Origin of the sequence: Nostoc sp. DedQUE02 (assembly GCF_034531035.1) — a bacterium.
Classification (GTDB): domain Bacteria; phylum Cyanobacteriota; class Cyanobacteriia; order Cyanobacteriales; family Nostocaceae; genus Nostoc.
The window spans coordinates 33,244-53,623 of record NZ_JAVRBY020000040.1 but is presented as its reverse complement, the minus strand read 5'-3'; the positions used below and the strand labels follow the sequence as shown (position 1 = coordinate 53,623).

The following is a 20,380-nucleotide window of genomic DNA, read 5'->3' as shown; positions in this document are numbered from 1 at the left end:
GAAGCCGAAGTATTACGAATTATTTAATCGCCATCTAATTCCACTAGTTTGCCAATGTTGAAGTCGATTTTTACCCATCCTTTGAGTTGTTGCAGATTCTTCAGCAAAAGTAAAGGAATTTGCCAATGATGCAAAGTCAAAAATGGTATAGGGTCATCAAGACTGTAAATGGCATCAGTGCCCCGCACTAAAGTATTAACCGATGTTTGCAATTGTTTCCAAGAACGAATACCAGTTAGTCGCCAGATTTCGTGATATAGGAAGTAAGTCGGCTTGCTACTTGCTAGGGGTTCCAGAGGTGCAGCTAGGGGAGTTTTACCAAGATAGGCATCTGCAACACCGGGGTGATTGTAGAACATTGTAATTGCCGAATGGGTACGGGGATTGCATTCAATGGCGTAAACAGTACCGTCTTGGGCTTGGATAAAGTCGAAAGAAACTTGCCCAGTTAAAGCCAAACTCTTGACGAAGTGTTGCACCCATTCACGGATTTGGGGATTTTCGACATTTTCATAGTTGATTTGAAACGCAGAAGAGTTTGAACAGCAATGCAATCTTAATTCCCCATCGCGTACTGTACTATGTGTGCATAATTCAATACCCGGAATAAACTCTTGCATAATCCAAGGTTTTTCTGGACTGATGGGTAAACTATTGACAAAAGCTGCTGTCTCTTCTGGAGTGTCGCAGGGAAGTTTGGTTAAATTTAAGCGGCGAACGGAGTCGTAATCAATACTTTTTAGAATATATTTGCGGGTTTCTTGACTAAAATCAAAATTAATAACTTGTTGAGGATCGGTGATTTTAAACGATTTGGGGACAGATAAACCAAGCGATCGCGCCCGATCGGTAAAGGCAAATTTATCATCCAACATCTTGGTTATATCTGGATCGAAGTGGAAAACTTCGCAGTATTCTGATAATGCAGGCTTTGCTAAAGAGTCATAATAGCTAGCCACAGGACTGCATACAGGTACATAAACGTCAACCTTTTCTTGCTTGACGATTTCTACTAGCGCCTGGATATAGCCTTCTGGGTCTGATTGCGGAGCCGGAACTGTATAAAAACGACTCACCGCTTTTGAGAATCTATGACCAGACAACCAGTATTTGTGACCTTCAATCAAAATAACTCTGTGTCCTGCGGCATGGAAAGAGCGAGCAAGTTGCAATGCTTTAGTCATCTTGGCTCCACTTACCAAGATAGTTTGAGGATGAGCAGCTACGACAGCTTTTTTCGTAAACGGCGAACTCACAATGTCCCACAGCAAAGACACCAATACTATCAAAGCATTGAACGGCAAAGCTATTAGTAATAATGTCAGAGTACCGAGAGTCTTGAATAGAGCTACTAGCTTTACGCTAACACCTGTTGATGACGTTGAAGATTGAGGCAGAGATAAAGAAATTGATTGTGCCATAAGTCTTTCCTTTGTGTTTATTGTAGAGACGTTGCAATACAACGTCTCTACAAACTTTGTTACGCCACGCGTCTAATCAGAGTTACACCATCTCTGATGGGTAACAGAACTTGTTCCACACGAGGATCGGCGGCGACAACGCGATTGAACTGAGCGATCGCTTCACCGTTGGCGGTGCGTTGTTCGGGTGGTAGGTAAACTTGTCCCTGCAACAAAGTGTTATCTACACAGATTAACCCGTCAGGAGTCAGTAAGTTACTATCCAAAATGATCTCGAAGTAATCTACATACTCTTTTTTATCGGCATCAATGAAAATCAGATCGAATACTTCTTTTCTAGCAGCCAGCTTGTGGAGTGTTTCTAGAGCAGGTGCTACTTCCACAACGATTTTGTCGCCGTGGGGAGACTCATTAAAACAAGCTTGAGCAAATTCAGCAACATAAGGATCTACTTCGCAACCGATAAGTTGCCCGTCACTTGGTAATGCTTCTGCCATTGCTAAGGCTGAATACCCTGTGAACATTCCTACTTCTAGAACGCGCTTTGCTTTGGTGATATGAACAAACATTTTCAATGTCTGTCCTTCCAGATGTCCTGAGAGCATCTCCTGCTCTAGTTGGCGGACTGTTTCACCATCGCTGAAGCGTTTGCTCCAGTCTTCAATGCTTGTTTTTTGCGCTAATGCCGTCAATGCGCTCGATTCTGGAGTGGTGTAATCATCCAAGTAAGGATCTAAACCCGCCGCTAGTTGAACTCCCTGCTGTAAAGAATCTAATATCTCTACGGGAATGTTCTTCTCTTGGGCTAATTTGAGGGTTTGCTGTAGCTGGGCTACTAAGATACTGTGTGGCGTTATCGGTCTAGCTGTTTCTCGCCCTAAAACACTCGTCACGTCGCTTCGCTCCGAATTCAAAATTCAAAATTCAAAATTCAAAATTAATGATTGATCCCCGTAAATAAATTTAGGGGCTTGTATCATGAGTCGTTTTCGGTCATATCTTCACACCCCTACTAGCTTGCCTTTTTGACTTTCAATGTATGCGTCAACCCCTTCTCCGCCACGAGGATATTTAGCACAAAGACGTTTGTGTTCAGCTAGGGCTGCATCAAGTTCTTCACGAGTCAGATCGTTGGCAAAGAAGCACTCACCAATCGGACAAGGCATAGCTGCACGTAGTTTGCCATCTCGTGTCAAGCTGATAGACTGGGTAGCATCCCAGAGCAAATCCCCATCTAGTAGAGGATGATCGAGTGATAAACCGATACGACTCATCAAGTCTAGAATGCGATCGCGCTCTCCTGTGGTGATATAGCCGCGTTGTGCTGCAATGGTTGCAGACAAGGCCATATCTATATTGACCGCATGACCATGATACAGGGGTATCTGAGGTGCTAATTCTAGGGTAGGACTCCATGTGTGACCGTAGGCAATGACGCGATCGAGGTCTAGTTCATGCAAGTTAGGAGTCTCTAACTCCAACATGGTTTTGATTGCTTCGTAGTTGACTTTATGGGCAATCTCTTTAATTTCCGGTGTCGCATTCACGTGTCCAAAGTGAGTGGAAAGCAGTTCTTCGCCATATTCGTATAGCAGTTCAAAGACTTCCGAGTTAGAAACTACAGCAATTTTCACTAACTCTGCCATCCCATTACGAACTTGAGCTGTTGGCAAAGTTTTCAAGAATGAGAAATCCAAGATCACTTTCAAAGGTGCATGATATGCTCCCAAGCGATTTTTCAACTTGCGATGATTAACTGCTACCTTAATCGCTACACCTGCATCGATCAAACCAATCAATGTGGTAGGAATGCGGATATAGTTGCTCTTGCGACGGTAAGAAGCGCAAGCAAACCCAGCCACATCAGTAACTAGACCACCACCGACAACTAAGACTGGTTCTTTACGAACTAAGCCGAAGTCCGAAAAAGCGTCAACAATTTTTTCAAAGGTTGCCAGGGTTTTAGCTGGCTCTGTAATGATGATCGGAAATACTGTCAGTTCAATGTCATAGTGTCTAAAATATGACCTGATTTGATCGCCATAAAGTTCATGAACATTGGCATCAATTACAGTCAGACAGCGACCAAATTTTGCATAGCTATCTGCAATTTCTCTGTTTTCAATATCAAATGCACCGTTTACGTAGACAAGACTAAAATCGATTTTTTCGTAACCTTGCACGTGAAACGCAGTTTCTGTAGCTTCAAATGATGCTTGAACCTTATTCATTGTGTTGCCCTTATTCCAATTACAAAATTGTGAGATTTCGGTAATAATTGCGATTTACCCTAATGTCTGCCAGCAAAGAACTATGCTCTTTACCTTTTCAGATAAAAGACAAGACAAAATTAGCTTTCAATAAAAGCTAATGCTTATTACTGATTGGCAATGTTTTTAAACAACACCATTCATTTGAGTAAATTCTGTAGATGGGTTAACCTTTAATTTGGTATAACCTCAAACAAGTCAAATTGCTCCACTAGTAATCTATTGGCATAATACTTGCCTGATTTCTGTGGATTCTTGACTTTTGATTTGGGAAATTCATCTGAATTGAGATTTATTCCACTATGTTTAAATCTAATGGTTTTCCAACTGTGTGATTCTGCAAGAATTCTAGCCTATAAAACTGATTATATCGTTTATCTGCAAGCTTTAATTTGAGATTAGAACCCTGATTAATTGTTAGTTCGCTGTTTTTTAACATTAGCATCAAACCTTGTATTATTAAACTCGCTACATTCTATTTGGTTCAGAATTCCAGTGGAATTTTAGGAAGTTTATCTGAATCTTTCTTAAGTTCACTATGTTTGGATATTGCAAGCAAATTTACGAATGTTAGACTTTGCAAAACTCTTCTCTTAGTAAACTACTCATATTGTCTATCCTTTGTCTATCTCCAGGCTGACATTTGAGATTACAGACATGATTAATCCTCCGCTCCCTGTTTTTTGCATCAGTCTCAAACCCTAAAATAGCTAAAAACGAACATGATTTCACTTGATTCTATTCAGAACAACCGGAGAGTACCTCTTTGAATTTGTAAAATTTTTTACTAAAAATTAACACACTTATCTCAGTAACTTCTGAAAATTCAGATTCTAAATATATCTGAGCTACTAGTAACAAAAATTTACATTTATTAAGGAGCAGTTGTGTGTGCTAAAAGTTTCTAAATTTGCTTAAATTGCTTTTTTAGTCGTACTTTAAGCTAAAAAAGCTTAAAATGACTATTGTGTTACTAGTTAGTAACTTAAAAAAACAACACAAATCATTACATTACATTAATACAAATCATAACATCTGTAAATATATTTAAGTCAATCCACCATGCGAAGTGTACTGGCTAAAGAGGAATTCTTAAAAAACTATGTCTAAAGATAGATATTTTATACTATATCTAAGGGCTGAAACAGCAATTGATCTCGTTGCCTCTCTTCGCGTAGGTAACGAGATAAATTGCGCCTGAGTTGACGACAGTCCTTCGACCAATGCCGTGGGCGATCGCGAACAGAGAGAGTATTGAAGGTTTCCTCTGATGCCACAAGAGAAGGAAAGTTGCTGCTCTACTTTATTAAGTGCTAATTTCTAAACTGATTTATTAGCGATGGTCATGCTCATGTTTCAAGCGCCATTCACGTTTTTCATATAGTAATCCGATTTGATTCCTGAATTAAGGAGTGAAAACCGGAGACACAACGACTGCGCGGTAGTTGAATCTCGACTCACTTCGACTAGGCTCAGTGCAAGTCGCTCGATTACCACGTAGCGATGCACTGAGCGTAGTCGAAGTGTCGAAACTCAGTGCAAGTCGCTCGATTACCGCGTAGCGATGCACTGAGCGGCTTGCCCTGAGCGAAGGCGTTGGCGTGGTCACTGAGCGTAGTCGTTCGCGGAGCGTCTCGTAGAGAAGTGCAGCCTCTCGTAGAGAAGGGAGTCGAAGTGTCGAAACTCAGTGCATCACTGGGAACTGAGAAGAAGGAATAAAAGTGTACTGAGTTTTTTCCACGCAATCAAATATGAGTCCTATATGAGACTTCTTGGCATTTGTGAGGAAAGGGATGAAATTTCCCCTTTTCCCTTTAACCTTTCCCCGACATCATGGCATTTGTTACTTTTGCAAGATGTCTATTGTCTACGTTGCCGTTCTCGGCGCTTACGTTGTTCACGCTCAATTTAGCCAAAAGAGGAGTAAACTATCTGCAAATTTTAGGGCATTATTACCAAGGCGTAGCTTTAAGCACAATCAAAGCAAAGTAATATAGGACTCATATTTGATTTTTGAAAAAAATTCGGTACACCTTAATCTTCTAAAATCCTCTTGCCTATTGTAAGAGTGCCTATTGCCTACTAAGCCAAGTGATTTCAGTAATCAAACCAGATTCCTATATTAGACAAGTTACTGGAAGTGGAGTTTGCATTGAAGACATTTCGTCACAACTTTGTAATAACTTTGTCAAGCAAATGTAATTAAATGCTGTTAATATAAATTTGCCCATTGAAGCTTTTCATATAGCTAACTATCTGAGTTTATTTGGATTATGAGCGTTCGCTCTCTATGGTCAAGTAGAAACAAAGAAAATTACTTGAATTACTAAAAAATCTCAGATATTTTGGGCATTAAATGCGTTTTGACTAAGCAATACCACAATTCATTACTTTGGTTGTTACCAAAAATAAGATGTGGTATTGTATTGCAAGTTAAGACTGTTTGCCCCATAACCGAGAAGGACAAAACAACTACTATTTATGTATAACATATATGTCGCCAAATCACCCAATTATGACCAAACCAAGCCCGATATCTGCTTTAAAGACCAAGCAACAGCAGATAAAAATCCCTAAGTAAAGAGTGTTTAATTTGTCCTTTGTCAGTCAACTAAGGCGATACCAGCAGTTTTTAAAATCAATACTTCTGGGATAGTTTTGGTTGCTCAAGGTACTGATAGACTAGCCGAGAAACTTGACGTACAAATTCCCTTCCTCGCTCATCGTCATGGGGTCTGATGACAAAAATTCCTGCTAAATAATGCTTACCATTAGGCATTTGAATAATCCCTGCATCCCCAACCAAAAATCCAATATCTCCAGTTTTATGAGCAATAGTTCCACCTTTACCTACACCAGCAGCTAGCAACTTATTATTATGACAATGACGCAAGATATCTAAAGCTTGGAAATAACTATCTTCTGAAATCAATTTATGTTGGTCAACTAAGGCTGACAAACGCACTAAATCTGCTGGACTAGTGGTATTAGTGCCTTTAAAGTCTCCTAACATATTGCGAATTACTGTGTTTTTTAATCCCCAAGTGCGGAAACGCTGATTGAGTTTTGCTTTTCCACCTAAACGGTCGATAATCATATTAGTTGCAGTGTTATCACTGATTGTAATCATTTTGTTAATAGTTTCTCTGACACTCAGCTTGATTCCTGGTGATTTATACTGCAAATCACCCGAACCACTTGCTACTAAGTTACGCCGCATTACTAGCTTTTCATCAAGTTTGATTTTTCCAGCATCTACTTGTTCATATAAAGCAATTAAAATCGGGTATTTAATGGTACTAGCTGCGGGAAATACTTTCTCACCATCAATGTTCAAATAATTACCTGTTTCTATATCTAAGAAAAACATCCCAGGTTTGAGAAAACTGTAATGAGCCATTAATGCTTTGACTTGAGACTTTAGGTCTGGTATTTCTTTCCCTAATGGTATAATTCCACCAAATAAAGAAGTATCATTTGTATTGCTAAAAATTTCTGGTTGATTGAGTTGAGGAATCAAACTTTTTTTTACAGGTAATGCACTTTGAAAATTAGCTAATAAATGCTTCTGCTCTATTGTTGACGGATGATTATCATTCGAGTCAATTTTTTGAGATTTTAATGTTGCTGCCAAGCTGGGCGATGTAAGTAAAAAATTACTAATAATAGGTAATAAAAGCCAGCGTAATTTCATTGATTTGTTTCCGGGAGAACTTAATTTACTTAGACAATTTTCTTGAGCAAGTTATGCAGTATAACTCGAATCTGCCAAAATCATAATTATATTTGTTTACTATGTCAAGATCGTCATTGATTTTTTGTCTATTCAGTAGCTCAATAATTGTCATTAATTTAAAATTTTTATTAAAGATTATTACATACTTTTTTGAGGAACATATTACAGAATTATGACGAAAATATGTTTAATTTACCTGATTATAGTTCAAATTATAAACCGTGAGTAATTAATTTGTGCGGTAAGCGATCGCACTCTTGGCAATCTCTCTATATATAGTTATACTTTCTCTAAAAGTAAGCAGGTCAATAGTCTAACTTACTATCAGTAGAGTAACTAATTCTTTGACCATTTAAGGAAGTTAATGTGATCAATAATAAGCCGAATCTTTACGTTCCAGGAAAATTAGTTGGACTGCTTATCTTATGTACTAGTTTTAGTCTGACTTTAATAATATTGACAAAACTAAATATTTTTAAAGCTACAGAACAACACAAGATAAATGTAAATAATCTAGCAGCAAATGTAGGAAACCAGCAGCGAATTGAAGAATTCAAGACAGCGATGCTGACAAGTTGGCAGCAACAAGCACAAGTAAAGGGTTTTTCTGACTCTATACCATCAAGTTTCCAAAGTACAATAATTGCGGCAGCAAAACTCTCTCCATCTCAGAAAGTAATTGCTCTTACCTTTGATGATGGGCCTTGGCCAGAGAGTACAGCAGAAGTGTTAGATATTCTGAAAAAAAATCAGATTAAAGGGACATTTTTTGTGATTGGGCAAAACGTGAAAAATTATCCAGACTTACTCAAGCAAGAAATTGCTGAAGGTCATGTGATTGGCAATCATACTTGGCATCATTGGTATCAATTTCTGAATCCACAAGCTGCTGCTTATGAAATTGACCACACCGAAGATATTATTTATCAAACTACAGGATTAAAAACAAATTTATTTCGACCACCTGGAGGAATTATGCATAATGGGGTGGTTGATTACGCTAGAAATAGTAAATACGCTATTATTTTGTGGTCATCTGACTCTGTAGATTATTCGCGTCCTCCTGTACCCAAATTAATCGGTAATGTCTTCAGAGAGGCAAAGCCTGGTGGAATTGTGTTGATGCATGATGGTGGTGGTAATCGTTCTAAAACTGTACAAGCTTTACCAAAAATTATTGCTAATTTTCGCCAACAAGGCTATCGCTTCGTCACCATTCCTGAACTCCTAGAAATGGAAGATAAAAATCAAAAGTTGATGGAAACTAAAAAGTAATACTTAACTTCTATAGGAATCCGCTTTGATTTTTATTGGCGCAGCTTGGGGTAGCCATACTGATTTGCTGCCGTCAGAGAATAGGCAACAGGCAAGCAGGTTTCTTAGTTGTACTGAGCCTTCTCAAAAATTAAATATGAATTCTAATATTTTTCGGTTAACGGGGAAAGGGACTTATGTTTGAATTTACCATCCTTACTTCAATCCCTTCATTTCGCTCTTTTGGTCACTTAGCACTCATAAACAACTGAATACTCAGTTAGGTAAAAAGCCAGTAACGACGCTAACTACGAGGAATAGTCCCATCGCCAAACGATACCAAACAAATACCCAAGTACTATATTTTTCTAAATAATGGAGTAAACCATAAATCGCGGCAAAAGCAGAAATACTAGCTGTAGTTAAACCAATAATTAAAGTTATCCAACCGTTGACATCAAGTCCAGCTTTGAAAAGCGTATGCAGTTCTAACGCTCCTGCTAGAATCACGGCTGGCAAGCCCAGTAAGAATGAGAATCTAGCAGCAGTTTCTCGCTCCATTCCCAAGAATAATCCAGTGGTTAAGGTAGAACCAGAACGGGAAACTCCTGGAATTAAAGCTAATGCTTGAGAAATTCCTACCCAAATTCCGTCACTTAGTGATAGTTGACTAAAAACGCGATCGCGTTTCCCAAATCTTTCTGCAATTCCTAGCAACAAAGACATTACAATTGATGATATTCCTACAACTATCAGCGCGCGGAAAGGAGAATTACAACCATTGAGACTTTTTTTAAGTAAAAGACCTGCAACAGCAATAGGAATTGTACCAATTAATAATCCAATTGCTAAACGAAAATATTGGTTGCTGTAATCTTGCTCAGAAATCGCCCTTACCGTTGCACCTGTTAATTTCTTCAAGTCTTGCCAAAAATAACTAATTACAGCGCCGATACTTGCTAACTGCATCGCTGCACTAAAAGCACTTCCCGGATCTTGCCATCCTAGTAATCCCGGAATGATTCGTAAATGTGCTGTACTACTAATGGGTAATAATTCAGTAATTCCTTGTAAAATTCCTAAAAAAACTATTTTTAACCAACTCAATTCTAGAAAACCTAAATCGACATCACTAGGACAAGAGACAGTCGATAAAAATACAGAAAACATCATAGGTTTATCAATGGATATTGTACTCTTAAAGATAGTAAGTAGTGAATGTGTAAAGAATTATATTTGAAGAACCTTTACAAATTGCTGTTTAAATAGATATTCAGCTACGATACATCTTTTTGAAATTAAACACGTTACATTGACTTTACTATGACAAACCTATGACGAAAGTATGACTAATTTTTCAGATTAGCATTGGCAATTAACGTATATTTTCAAATTCATATAGGAATCCGGTTTGATTACTGAAATCACTTGGCTTAGTAGGCAATAGGCACTCTTACAATAGACAAGAGGATTTTAGAAGATTAAGGTGTACCGAATTTTTTCAAAAATCAAATATGAGTCCTATATCATGTCCGCCAAATTACCCATATATAAAAGAACCCCACTTCCAACCCCTCTCCGCTTTTCGGGAGGGGAGACAAAGCACAGCTTTGGCAGGGTGGGGTTCTTCGAGTTTAATAAGCAATCAGGCGGACATGATATCACTCTGTATTTGATGAATTGCTAATCGGTATTTTGTGTTTCTTCAGTTGGCAGAGAGCGAATTAATTCGCGAATTACATCGGTTGCAGGTCTGCCAGTCATTGAGCAGTATTTCTCCAGCTTCTCTGCCTCGCTCGATGTAAGATTTATTGTCATTCGTTTAACAGCCCATTTCTTATTCACGGATTAGACAAGCTATATTTGAAAACTACTCCTCAAATATCATTCATCTAAGCTGTTATTACAATGGTGAAAATCATGATATTAAATTCAAGTAATTGTGAAGTAAATGCGATATCTGCTAATTTTTAGTAAAGATATAAATAGTTTATCAAAGTATGAAGAGCATCTATTTTGAGCGGCAAAATTGTGAATTAAGTGTGAAATTGGTATGAGGTTCAGAACAATAATAAATAGGTATTCAAATCACCAGAGTGTAATAATTTAATTTAAAAATAGCTTCACTATACTTGTCCATGAATAATTTTAGTCAATTCACTACGGCTGCGATTTGCTTCTGACCAAAAAGCTACCCAAAAAATAATTAGCATCAATATAGGCATTCCTACAAATAGCGCAGTCATATAATTAGGCATAGCACCTGTCATTGTTATAGGAATGACTGCACCATACCAGGATAAAAACCAAAATCCTAAAAATGCCATCACAAAAGGATGTATGCTCATTTGTACATGAATTACTGTTTGGCGGGATTCTACTTGAAAGCGTCCTTGAATCACTGGTAAAAATGAGTTGCGGTAGTGAATTATGCGACTGATTCGGAACCCTGATTCAGAAATGCTTCCTTGGTAAGGGGCGTGTTTCTTAGAAAATCTAAATATTTTTTGAGGTTCAATTTGTGCATTTAGCCGTTGCACAACTATAGGCAGTGCATCAGGTGTCAAAATCGTAAAGCTATCGTAGGGTAATACTTTCATGATGATTGAGGTTGCCGACTAAGAATAAAACCTCGATAATTTTTAATATGAATTATTTATTCAACACAAGGTCTTGCTTTAAGTTTTCCCTCAACAGTGGTCTTTCTAACACAATTTTTCTCAATAGCATGGATTAATAAGGGTCTTGCTGAATCAAAGTATGAATCATGCGATCGCTCAAATTCATACTTCAATTATGCAAGACCAGAAAAGAAAGTCTTGATCGTGATTTTGCTGTTCAAAAACACCGGATTAGGCCAATCCGATAATCGTCAAGCTACACATGAGTGTATTGTGGGTCGCCATTGATATCCCCTAACGCCCAAATACCCGGTATGTTTGTCTCTAAGCGCTCGTTGACTTGAATAAATCCGCGTATATCGGTTGTCACACCTGTAGCAGCTAAATTTAAGCTGTCGGTGTTAGGCGCTTGAACTGCGATCGCGCTGGGGAGCGTAATTCAAGATGCTTGCCCTAACTGGGTTTCAAAAAAGTGCATAACACCCGCGCTTAGGATTCAACTTTTCGTACAAGCTTGCTTCATCAAAATACGGTTGTTTTTATACACCTCTAAAGTTCCAGCCTGCGGGTTATCTAAGGTGCCATCCCACACCCAATATTCATAATTTCTATTCCGAAACTTATACACTCGAACACCTTCTGTCACTTGCTTAGTTCCTTTGCCCAAACTTAAATTACCGTTGGGATTGGTTGCGCGGTAGAGCAGTTCACCGGAATTATAATTCTGCCAAATATTGATGTTGTAGCCACCCTGGCATTTAGTACTCAGGATGAGGCCAGCAGTAGAATCAGCAGAAGCAGGTAAGGAAAAATTAGCTAATGCACTGATTGGCAGAGCAAAGAATAACGTGGATATTTTTAGTAGTATTTTCATTGTTTTCAAGAGTTTTGTAAACTAATTAGACGGCATTGGCGATAGACCAAAGTTTATCAGTGCTGCTTTATAGAAGGAGGCAGCACTTCGGCTACGCGGAAATCGAGCGAAGTCGAGATTCAGTGACCGGAGGCAGGAGGCAGCACTTCGGCTACGCGGAAATCGAGCGAAGTCGAGATTCAGTGACCGGAGGCAGGAGGCAGGAGGTAAAACTATTGCTAGCTCTAGCATTCACCCTTTCCAAACTTCCTAACTTATGTGACTACGGCTATAAGTGCAAGTGCTATCCAATTCTCAAAGATTGAGGTCGGATAATCCAGGATGATCGTCGGGACGACGACCAAGTATCCAGTGATATTTGCGATCGCTCTGGTGAATTGGCAAGTCGTTGATGCTGGCAATCCGCCAGCGCATGAATCCATGTTCGTCAAACTCCCAATTCTCATTGCCGTAAGAGCGGAACCAGTTGCCGGAATCATCATGCCATTCGTAAGCAAATCGGACAGCAATTCGGTTATCCCGAAAAGCCCAAAGCTCTTTGATCAGACGGTAGTCCAATTCTTTAAGCCACTTACGGGTCAAAAACTGCACGATCGCCTCACGACCAGATAAAAATTCTGAGCGGTTGCGCCAAATACTATCTGACGTGTAAGCGAGTGATACTAGTTCCGGGTTACGCGTGTTCCAAGCATCCTCTCCGATTCGGACTTTTTGAATGGCGGATTCATTATCGAAAGGCGGCAAGGGTAATCGAGGATTTTCGCGCTTGTTCATAGTATAGAAGTTTAAGATGGGAATGGCACGCTTAAAAAGCGCTAACCCTTGATATTACTGGTTTTGGGGTATCAGGTATAGGAAATTAAGAAGAGTGGAGCTAGGTTTCACACTCGTCCATTGAATGTCTCTTAACACTACACCCGTGCCCTCACTAGGTTTCACATGAGTCTTCGTGCCATTCGGATGTGATGCAACATTTACACTCATCAGGCAGGGACGGGTTGCAGTCGTAATATGAGAAATTAAGCGATGTGGTTTGCGATCGCATCTCCTTCTTCTTCCAAGGCAAAATGTCCAGTATCGAGTAAATGGAACTCAACGCGAATTCTAAGAAGCCTTCTTTCCCCTTGCAAGAGTGCCTATCGCCTATCGCCTATTGCCTATATTGCCTATTGCCTATATTGCCTATTGCCACATAGACTGCTTATCTGCTCCTCCATGAACGGTTAAATCAGCCTGTCCATCCCCGTCTAAATTAAGCGATCGCACAGTAACGCGATCGCTAACTGGCTCTTTGAAAATTCCAGTGCTAACTGTTCTCCCTTTCCAAGTAACTTCACGTGGAAGTCCGACGTTGACAGAGATAACTTTCATCTTTAGCTCCAAAGTTTTAGGCTGAATTCAACACCTCTTGTCTTTGCAATCACATTTAAACTTGTGCCATACCACCATCGACGAACAGTTCGATGCCGTTGACAAAGCTGCTATCATCCGAGGCAAGGAAAACAACCGCTTTAGCGATTTCGTCCGGTGTACCCATCCGCCCAAGGGGGATAGTGTCAACTTGGTTTACCACAAATCCCTCCGACGCTTGTATGTTCAGTGCCAGCGTTGAGCATACAACCCTTTTTCTACTTTCTTTGTGTCAGATAAACTTAGATGTTGCAACTAAATTACTATCAAGGTTTGTCTTAATTAAATATATGCAATTAACCATAACTTGTCGCCCACTAAAAGTTGAAACTTTTGCTCAATAGAGTGATTGATAAATCAGTCCATATAAAAATGGAAGATTGGCTCTAACTTTAGTTGGAATCTAAATTTAAACTTTAGTAGAACTTATTTAATAGACATCTCCGAAAAAGAATGTAGAGACGTAGCACTGCTACGTCTCTACAAGGGTTCTGGGTAACGGTTCTTTAATTTCTGGAGATGTCTAATGCTATGTGCGGCTTTCTCTCAAACCTAATACCGTTTCACCTTAAGGTTGATACAGATTGTTGCAGGGGAAGCAGGGGAAGCAGGAAAAGTGATTTGTATCAAGAATTTCGTGAAATGGTATAACCCCCAACCTCAACCCTTGTAGCGTTAGGGAGCAAAAATCAAAGCCTCTCTCCTTTTAGGCTACCTACGGTGTACACACAAGTTTCTTAACCTGCAATGGCATTACATCGACTGACAATGGCATTGCATCGAATAACAATGGCATTGCATCGACTGACAATGGCATTACATCGAATAACAATGGCATTACATCGAATGACAATGGCATTACATCGAATGACAATGGCATTGCATCGACTGACAATGGCATTGCATCGACTAACAATGCTATTTCTCTCGTTCCGATACAATCACGGACAAGTCTAATAGTCACCCACCTGAAGACCAGCGTACAGGCAACAGCGCACCCACGCTAGAAACCACAGCTAACCCACCCATACCAAACATCCCCCAAGGTACTAAGCCTTCTAGCGGATTCACCACACGCGCAGTGCTTATCGGTTGTTTAGGATCGTAACGTACCACCACTATCTGGCCGTTGCTGGAACGATAAGACTCATAATAGCCTGTAAAGCGAGTGCGTTCACCGTTGGCTAGAAACTCGATAACTGGTGCATAAGTTTCTTTTTGCTCATTGTTCGTACTGTTGCTTTCGCGGCGACTAATGCTGTCTATCACCGTACCTCGTGTTTCGTTTAGCGTTGCACCTTCGCGCGCGATTATGTTACGCACCCAAAAACCGCCCCCAATGAACAGCAATCCGATGACCAGCCCAATACCTGCGCTTAGTTTGTCGTCAAAAGTGATTTGGTGAGGTTTGAAATTCATAGGTTTGGCGATCGCAGAACAATAAATTTCATTTGGCACTACTAACCTTATAATTGCGTCAACTATGTTGCAGCTAAATTACTGTATCAGTTTTCCTGGTGTAGCAATTTAACCTTTATATGAAATGAAATATAACTAAGTAAGCAGAAGTAATGACAACTCAGTTTTGGGAAAAAAGCAGAGAAATTAATGCAACTCTAACTAATTTATTATTTAAACCTATACACAGACAGATACTACTAGGTTTAAACAAGCTACGCGTAATGAGTCAAAAGACATCGCCTTTGATTCATCAAGCTTGGTGGCTTTTAAGAAAACGTCTGCTGCCATTATTATGTCTAGTATCATTCTTTGCGGTATTACTACTCAATAGCTTTGCCCCTGCCGTTGCTCAACTACCTCCTCAACCTCGTGAGGAAATTCGCGGCGTGTGGTTAAGTGGTAATGATTTTAGCGTTTTCAGAAATCGTTCACAAGTGCAAGCAGCCATGAGCCAACTACGGCAGTTAAACTTTAATACTGTTTATCCCGTAGTCTGGAATGATGGTTATACACAATACCCTAGCGCCATTATGCAAAAAATGGGTATCCCCTTTTTCTTCAAGGGAATAGATGGACAAGATGTAATTGCAGACATTATCAGCCAAGCCCGCAAACAAGGGTTACTAGCAATACCCTGGTTTGAATTTGGTTTCATGGTTCCTCTAACTTCCGAACTCGCATCAGAACATCCAGATTGGCTAACACAAAAGGGGGATGGGACTCAAACTTCAATTAATGCTGCGGGTGAAGTAGCGTGGTTGAATCCTTTTCACCCGGAAGTGCAAAACTTTATCCGCGAACTCGTCATAGAAGTTATCACTCGATACGATGCTGACGGCGTTCAATTTGACGACCACATGGGTTTACCTGTAGATTTTGGTTACGATAAGTACACGATTGGTCTATATACTCAAGAAACTGGCAATCCTCCACCACCCAATCCTCAAGCCCAAGCATGGATAAAATGGCGGGCAGATAAAATTACTGCATTCATGGTAGACCTTTACCAAACTGTAAAAGCCCGAAAAGCGAATGCCATTTTCTCTGTTGCTCCCGATTATTATAATTTTGCCTACAAGCTGTATCTGCAAGATTGGCTTAACTGGGTACGGTTGGGTATTGTCGATGAGTTGATTATGCAGGTATACCGTAATGATTTGGAAAGTTTTATCGCTCAAATTACCCGCCCAGAAATTTTAGAAACCCAACAAATCATCCCAACTGGTATAGGTATTACAACGGGGTTACGAAATAGCCCAGTTGCTTTACCACAAATACAATCCCAGGTGCAAGCAGTGCAACAACGTGGCTTGGGTATTGGCTTTTTCTACTACGAGAGCCTTTGGGATATCGCGCCTGAGCCAGCAGCGCAACGCCAGTCAGCATTTGCGGCTCTTTTCCCCAATTCAGCCTTGCGCGACATCTCTCAAAATACACCCCGCCAGCCAACATTTAACACCATATCTTTACCTTTATATCCAAAACCTTCCCTTGGTCAACGTGTTCGCGGCTATTTTCTGGAAATGGCGATCGCAAATGGTCAGCCAAGACGTATTTTATTAGATACAGGTTCAGCAGGGTTAAGGGTTCCCAAAGAGTTTTTAGGTAATTCTCCGATTCAAAGAACAGGTCAAAATATCAAGGAAGTATTAAGTGATGGAACTATCCTGGAGGGAGAATTAGTTTATGCTAATGTCCGGTTTGGTTTAATTCCCACTGCCGAACCTGTTCCCATACAGGTTGTTACTAGTCGCCAATGTACTCCCCAAAAACCTAATTGTTCAGCAAAGAGTGGTGTGCCATTTTCTGGTATTGTCGGTGTCAACTACTCTGAAAAATCACTTCTCTATAACCCGTTGAGAAAATTACCAGGAAATCTGAGTAACGGATTTATCGTCACTGGAAATGGTGGTAGTAATAACAATGGCAGCCTGATTCTCGGTTTGACTGCCGAGAATCAAGCAGGTTTTAAAATGGCTGCTTGGAGTCAACAACCTGAAATTAATGGTGTACCTGGTAAAAGATGGGATTCTCTTCTGAACAAAGTTTGTTTAACTCTTGCTGGAAGTTCGGCTAAAAATTCTTGTAATAGCAGAATGATTGCTGATACTGGAACTATTAATGGTTTGACTGAATTTAAGTCAGCTTCTACAGCAGGTAAACTCAAACCAGGAGTATTAGGTTCAGCAAATGCTGTGAAAGTAGCAATGAGTGGCATTTTTGATTACAGTCTGGTTCCAGGAAACCGCGACGGATTTAATCGCTGGAATTTGGCTATCTCGCCACAGGCAGAACAGACTATATTTGTAAATCCGGGAATCGCATTTTTTGATAAATACGATGTACTTTTTGACCCAGTTAATGGAAGACAGGGTTTTCGCAGTCGACGATAAAGACCTGCTCCCTCAGATAATGTTTTATATCATGTCCATCTGATTAGTTATGATGTTGAATCTCGACTCACAACGACTGCGCGGTAGTTGAATCTCGACTTCGCTCGATTACCGCGTAGCGATGCACTGAGCGCAGTCGTTGTGTCGAAACTCGGTGCAAGTCGCTCGATTACCGCGCAGTCGAAGTGTACCCCCTTGCAGTCTTAATGATAAGTTTTTAACCGGACACGATATTATTTATTAATGTCCATCATTAGACCAATGGGGGCGATCACTAGATAATTTCATCACACCGTAAGAACGCCCCACTTGCCATAAAGTAGAATTTTCATAACTAGTTCGTGGCTGGTCAATACTAACTGTAATTCCATTAGCATTTTTGATATTTAAGGTTCCTAACCAAGTAATTTCCCAATCAATTGCTAATCTTTGCGTATGACGAGAGGTAAGAACAGGTCGAAAAGCAATATTATAAGCAGACACCATTTCTTTAGCAGCTTGGACAGAGATAGCTTGCGTATAATGTAGCCAATTAATATCTACATTGGGCATAGGCGGAACATCTTTAGCAGCAATTTCGTTATTACTAAGACGAAAAGCATAGTGCATTAAATAAGCCCGTTCTGAAGGACGGAATACAGAAGAAATACTGATATTAGCTCCGGCATTTTTTAAGGCTTGCTCAAAAGCTTGTACTTTTTGACGAAAGGGAGAAGCTAAATCATCAATTGAATCGCTGTCTGGAAAAAGATTAATCCAGTGTTTTCCACTCACTCGTTGCCTTAATCTTTTGGCGTATTCGGTTATGTTGTCTAAAGCCAATTCCAAATCAATGCCAAGCTTAGTTTTTGTTGCATTAGAAAGCTGTTGAGTTAACTCTGGTCGAAAATTTATATCTCTTTTTTTATAAGCTTCAGTTAGTCCTCTTACACTGTTGGGGCCAAAGTCTCCATCAACTGTTAATGGAGGATTTAAACGAGCGATCGCTGTTAGACTTTGTTGTAAGTCTTTGACTTCATTATCGCCAAAGTTCAGATAAGCTAATAACTTTTTTCCAGCATCGGTATAAATTGCAAAATAACTTGCAAAACCTTGCTCTAGCGCTTTTTTATAAGTAGCAGTATCGACAATTCCCGTTACTGTTAAAGCGTTACTATTTTGATATTTACGAGTTGCTTGATCTGTAATATTACCAAAATCCCCATCAACGGCAGCTATGGGGAAGTCATTATCTAAAAGAAATTTCTGCCAAGCCGTTACAATCAGCCCTTCAGACTGTTTCTTCAGAGTAGGAAGTTGCAAAGCTTGAAATGTAAAGCTCATAGTTTTTATTTTATGAAACAATTGTTTTTGTAACAATTCAAGATTCAGAATACATCCCTCTAAATAGTTAAATCAAGAGAATTTATGATAAATGAATATACTAATCACACTAAACTCTTGAGCAATTTTCGCTTCTGACCGCAGGGAGAGTGTCTCCGGCTTTGCTTTTTCGAGTTGTACGGGTTTTTTTCAAACATAAAATATGATTCCTATATATAACTCTCCGTATTATCTCGTATTTTTGGCTATTTTTTTGACTTTTGAACCTCCTCTTGCCGCTACGTATAACAAAAGATAGTAAAAGAACAGTAAAAATACTGTGTGTTTCTTGTTTAAGCCAGTATAGTCTAAAGCAAAGATATTTTGAGCCAGCAAATTAAGACAAAAAGTAAGTAAAATTACCAGAATTAATTGCAGGCCAAATTAACGACTGAACATTGATTTCAAGAGGTGTCCCTAATGATTCGGCAAACAAACAATCACTCTATGCAAGAGCAAGAAAGCAATAGCTCACAATTAAGTGAGGATGTCTCTGCTAGAACCTCATTTCTTCCTCCAAATATTAAGTCAGCAATTGATTGGGAAAAACCAGATTTTGATGAGCTTGATTTATGTATGGAAATTACTACATACATTCTCAACGGGCAATAATTGTAAATACGAACTTTAATTGCCTAATTAAAACCTCTACCTGCTTTTTGTTTTTATGTTCCTAAAAATTCTTGGTACTGCCGCAGGTGGTGGTTTTCCTCAATGGAATTGTAACTGTCCTAATTGCCAAGCAGTCCGCACAAGTCGTGCAGGTGTAAATTGGCTAAACCAGTCATCAATTGCGGTGAGGAAAAATAATCAGCCCTGGTTTTTGGTCAATGCCTCTCCAGATGTACGTCCGCAGTTAGAAAAATTGCGCGAAGGACAACCGTCTACAATTCGGTCAAGCCCGATCGCAGGTGTTTTGTTAACTGATGCAGAGATTGACCATACCACTGGCCTGGTTATCCTCAGAGAATCTACAGAAAAACTGCGGGTATACGGTACAGAAACAGTACGTAAAGCTCTGACAGAGGGTTATCCTCTGCTGTCGACGTTAGCAAGCTATTGTGGTGTGGAATGGTCTGTACTTGAACCTCATGTACCTATAAACCTGGGGTTAAATGGAGCAGATGGTTTGGAAGTAGAGGTATTTCCCCTAGCAGCCAAACCACCGAAATATATGCGCCACCAGACAAATTTAGATGGAGTTTGGGTTATCGGGTTGACATTTCGCGATCGCACAACTGGCAAAGTTGCTACTTATGCTCCCGGTTTAGCTGAACTTGACGAAAAAATTTTAGAGCGGTTTGAGTCTAGTGACTGCATTTTAGTAGATGGCACTTGCTGGGAAAATGATGAGTTGTTGGCTTTAGGAATATCCAAGCTGCAAGCCCGCGATATGGGACACTTACCCCTTAGCACTAGTTTAAAAAGCCTTGCTAAACTGAGCCGTCCTCGAAAAATTCTCGTTCACATCAACAACACTAACCCAATTCTTTTACCTGATTCAGAGGAACGCAAAATTGTTGAAGCCGCAGGTATAGAAGTTGGTTACGATGGTCTGACCATCGAATTGTAATTTGG

Annotated in this window: 19 protein-coding genes; 4 read left to right on the top strand and 15 right to left on the bottom strand. The window is 39.8% G+C overall.

Features of this window, described 5'->3' with window-relative positions; translation table 11 throughout:
- Positions 1-23: 23 nt before the first annotated feature.
- The 4 genes from RMX98_RS24905 to RMX98_RS24890 all read right to left on the bottom strand — a co-directional run bounded on the left by RMX98_RS24905 (position 24) and on the right by RMX98_RS24890 (position 7,385).
- Complete coding sequence (locus RMX98_RS24905; RefSeq protein ID WP_322675940.1) at positions 24-1,421, bottom strand: ATP-grasp domain-containing protein; 1,398 nt, start codon at positions 1,419-1,421, stop codon at positions 24-26.
- A 59-nt stretch (positions 1,422-1,480) separates the two neighbouring features.
- Complete coding sequence (locus RMX98_RS24900; RefSeq protein ID WP_322675939.1) at positions 1,481-2,314, bottom strand: O-methyltransferase; 834 nt, start codon at positions 2,312-2,314, stop codon at positions 1,481-1,483.
- Positions 2,315-2,422: 108 nt separating this feature from the next.
- On the bottom strand, positions 2,423-3,652 hold the full coding sequence (locus tag RMX98_RS24895; RefSeq protein ID WP_322675938.1) for a sedoheptulose 7-phosphate cyclase: 1,230 nt from the start codon (positions 3,650-3,652) through the stop codon (positions 2,423-2,425).
- A gap of 2,677 nt (positions 3,653-6,329) precedes the next feature.
- Positions 6,330-7,385 carry a serine hydrolase gene (locus RMX98_RS24890; RefSeq protein WP_322675937.1) on the bottom strand — a complete coding sequence of 352 codons (1,056 nt, stop codon included), beginning with the start codon at positions 7,383-7,385 and terminating at the stop codon, positions 6,330-6,332.
- A gap of 408 nt (positions 7,386-7,793) precedes the next feature.
- On the opposite strand from RMX98_RS24890, the gene RMX98_RS24885 reads away from it, so the two are divergent.
- Entirely contained in the window at positions 7,794-8,702 is a 909-nt protein-coding gene (locus RMX98_RS24885) for a polysaccharide deacetylase family protein (protein ID WP_322675936.1), read from the top strand.
- A gap of 255 nt (positions 8,703-8,957) precedes the next feature.
- On the opposite strand, the gene RMX98_RS24880 is transcribed toward RMX98_RS24885, so the two are convergent.
- The 10 genes from RMX98_RS24880 to RMX98_RS24835 form a co-directional block, all read right to left on the bottom strand.
- The gene (locus RMX98_RS24880) at positions 8,958-9,854 is read right to left on the bottom strand and encodes an undecaprenyl-diphosphate phosphatase (RefSeq protein ID WP_322675935.1); all 897 of its coding nucleotides are present in this window, start codon (positions 9,852-9,854) and stop codon (positions 8,958-8,960) included.
- A gap of 510 nt (positions 9,855-10,364) precedes the next feature.
- Positions 10,365-10,499 carry a CopG family transcriptional regulator gene (locus RMX98_RS24875; RefSeq protein WP_322675934.1) on the bottom strand — a complete coding sequence of 45 codons (135 nt, stop codon included), beginning with the start codon at positions 10,497-10,499 and terminating at the stop codon, positions 10,365-10,367.
- A 308-nt stretch (positions 10,500-10,807) separates the two neighbouring features.
- Complete coding sequence (locus tag RMX98_RS24870) at positions 10,808-11,281, bottom strand: hypothetical protein (protein WP_322675933.1); 474 nt, start codon at positions 11,279-11,281, stop codon at positions 10,808-10,810.
- 277 nt (positions 11,282-11,558) lie between these two features.
- Positions 11,559-11,723: an FAD-dependent oxidoreductase gene (locus RMX98_RS24865; protein WP_322675960.1), complete on the bottom strand. Its 165-nt coding sequence runs from the start codon at positions 11,721-11,723 to the stop codon at positions 11,559-11,561.
- A gap of 75 nt (positions 11,724-11,798) precedes the next feature.
- Positions 11,799-12,176 (bottom strand): hypothetical protein, encoded by a 378-nt coding sequence (locus RMX98_RS24860; protein ID WP_322675932.1) that lies wholly within the window; start codon positions 12,174-12,176, stop codon positions 11,799-11,801.
- A gap of 294 nt (positions 12,177-12,470) precedes the next feature.
- Positions 12,471-12,950: a nuclear transport factor 2 family protein gene (locus RMX98_RS24855; RefSeq protein WP_322675931.1), complete on the bottom strand. Its 480-nt coding sequence runs from the start codon at positions 12,948-12,950 to the stop codon at positions 12,471-12,473.
- Between the two features lie 408 nt (positions 12,951-13,358).
- The gene (locus RMX98_RS24850; protein ID WP_322675930.1) at positions 13,359-13,547 is read right to left on the bottom strand and encodes a hypothetical protein; all 189 of its coding nucleotides are present in this window, start codon (positions 13,545-13,547) and stop codon (positions 13,359-13,361) included.
- Positions 13,548-13,602: 55 nt separating this feature from the next.
- Entirely contained in the window at positions 13,603-13,782 is a 180-nt protein-coding gene (locus tag RMX98_RS24845) for an SDR family oxidoreductase (protein WP_322675959.1), read from the bottom strand.
- Between the two features lie 519 nt (positions 13,783-14,301).
- Positions 14,302-14,550: a hypothetical protein gene (locus tag RMX98_RS24840; protein WP_322675929.1), complete on the bottom strand. Its 249-nt coding sequence runs from the start codon at positions 14,548-14,550 to the stop codon at positions 14,302-14,304.
- Complete coding sequence (locus RMX98_RS24835; protein ID WP_322675928.1) at positions 14,547-15,044, bottom strand: DUF3592 domain-containing protein; 498 nt, start codon at positions 15,042-15,044, stop codon at positions 14,547-14,549. Before RMX98_RS24835 ends, RMX98_RS24840 begins: the two co-directional genes overlap by 4 nt.
- 113 nt (positions 15,045-15,157) lie before the next feature.
- On the opposite strand from RMX98_RS24835, the gene RMX98_RS24830 reads away from it, so the two are divergent.
- On the top strand, positions 15,158-17,440 hold the full coding sequence (locus tag RMX98_RS24830) for a glycoside hydrolase family 10 protein (protein ID WP_409881170.1): 2,283 nt from the start codon (positions 15,158-15,160) through the stop codon (positions 17,438-17,440).
- Between the two features lie 240 nt (positions 17,441-17,680).
- Here RMX98_RS24830 and RMX98_RS24825 read toward each other — a convergent pair whose 3' ends face one another.
- The gene (locus tag RMX98_RS24825; protein WP_322675926.1) at positions 17,681-18,763 is read right to left on the bottom strand and encodes a peptidoglycan-binding protein; all 1,083 of its coding nucleotides are present in this window, start codon (positions 18,761-18,763) and stop codon (positions 17,681-17,683) included.
- A gap of 459 nt (positions 18,764-19,222) precedes the next feature.
- Here RMX98_RS24825 and pqqA point away from each other — a divergent pair, with 459 nt between their 5' ends.
- Both pqqA and pqqB read left to right on the top strand, forming a co-directional pair.
- Positions 19,223-19,414 (top strand): pyrroloquinoline quinone precursor peptide PqqA, encoded by a 192-nt coding sequence (gene pqqA / locus RMX98_RS24820; RefSeq protein ID WP_322675925.1) that lies wholly within the window; start codon positions 19,223-19,225, stop codon positions 19,412-19,414.
- A gap of 55 nt (positions 19,415-19,469) precedes the next feature.
- Positions 19,470-20,375: a pyrroloquinoline quinone biosynthesis protein PqqB gene (gene pqqB / locus RMX98_RS24815; protein WP_322675924.1), complete on the top strand. Its 906-nt coding sequence runs from the start codon at positions 19,470-19,472 to the stop codon at positions 20,373-20,375.
- The last annotated feature ends 5 nt before the right edge of the window (positions 20,376-20,380 follow it).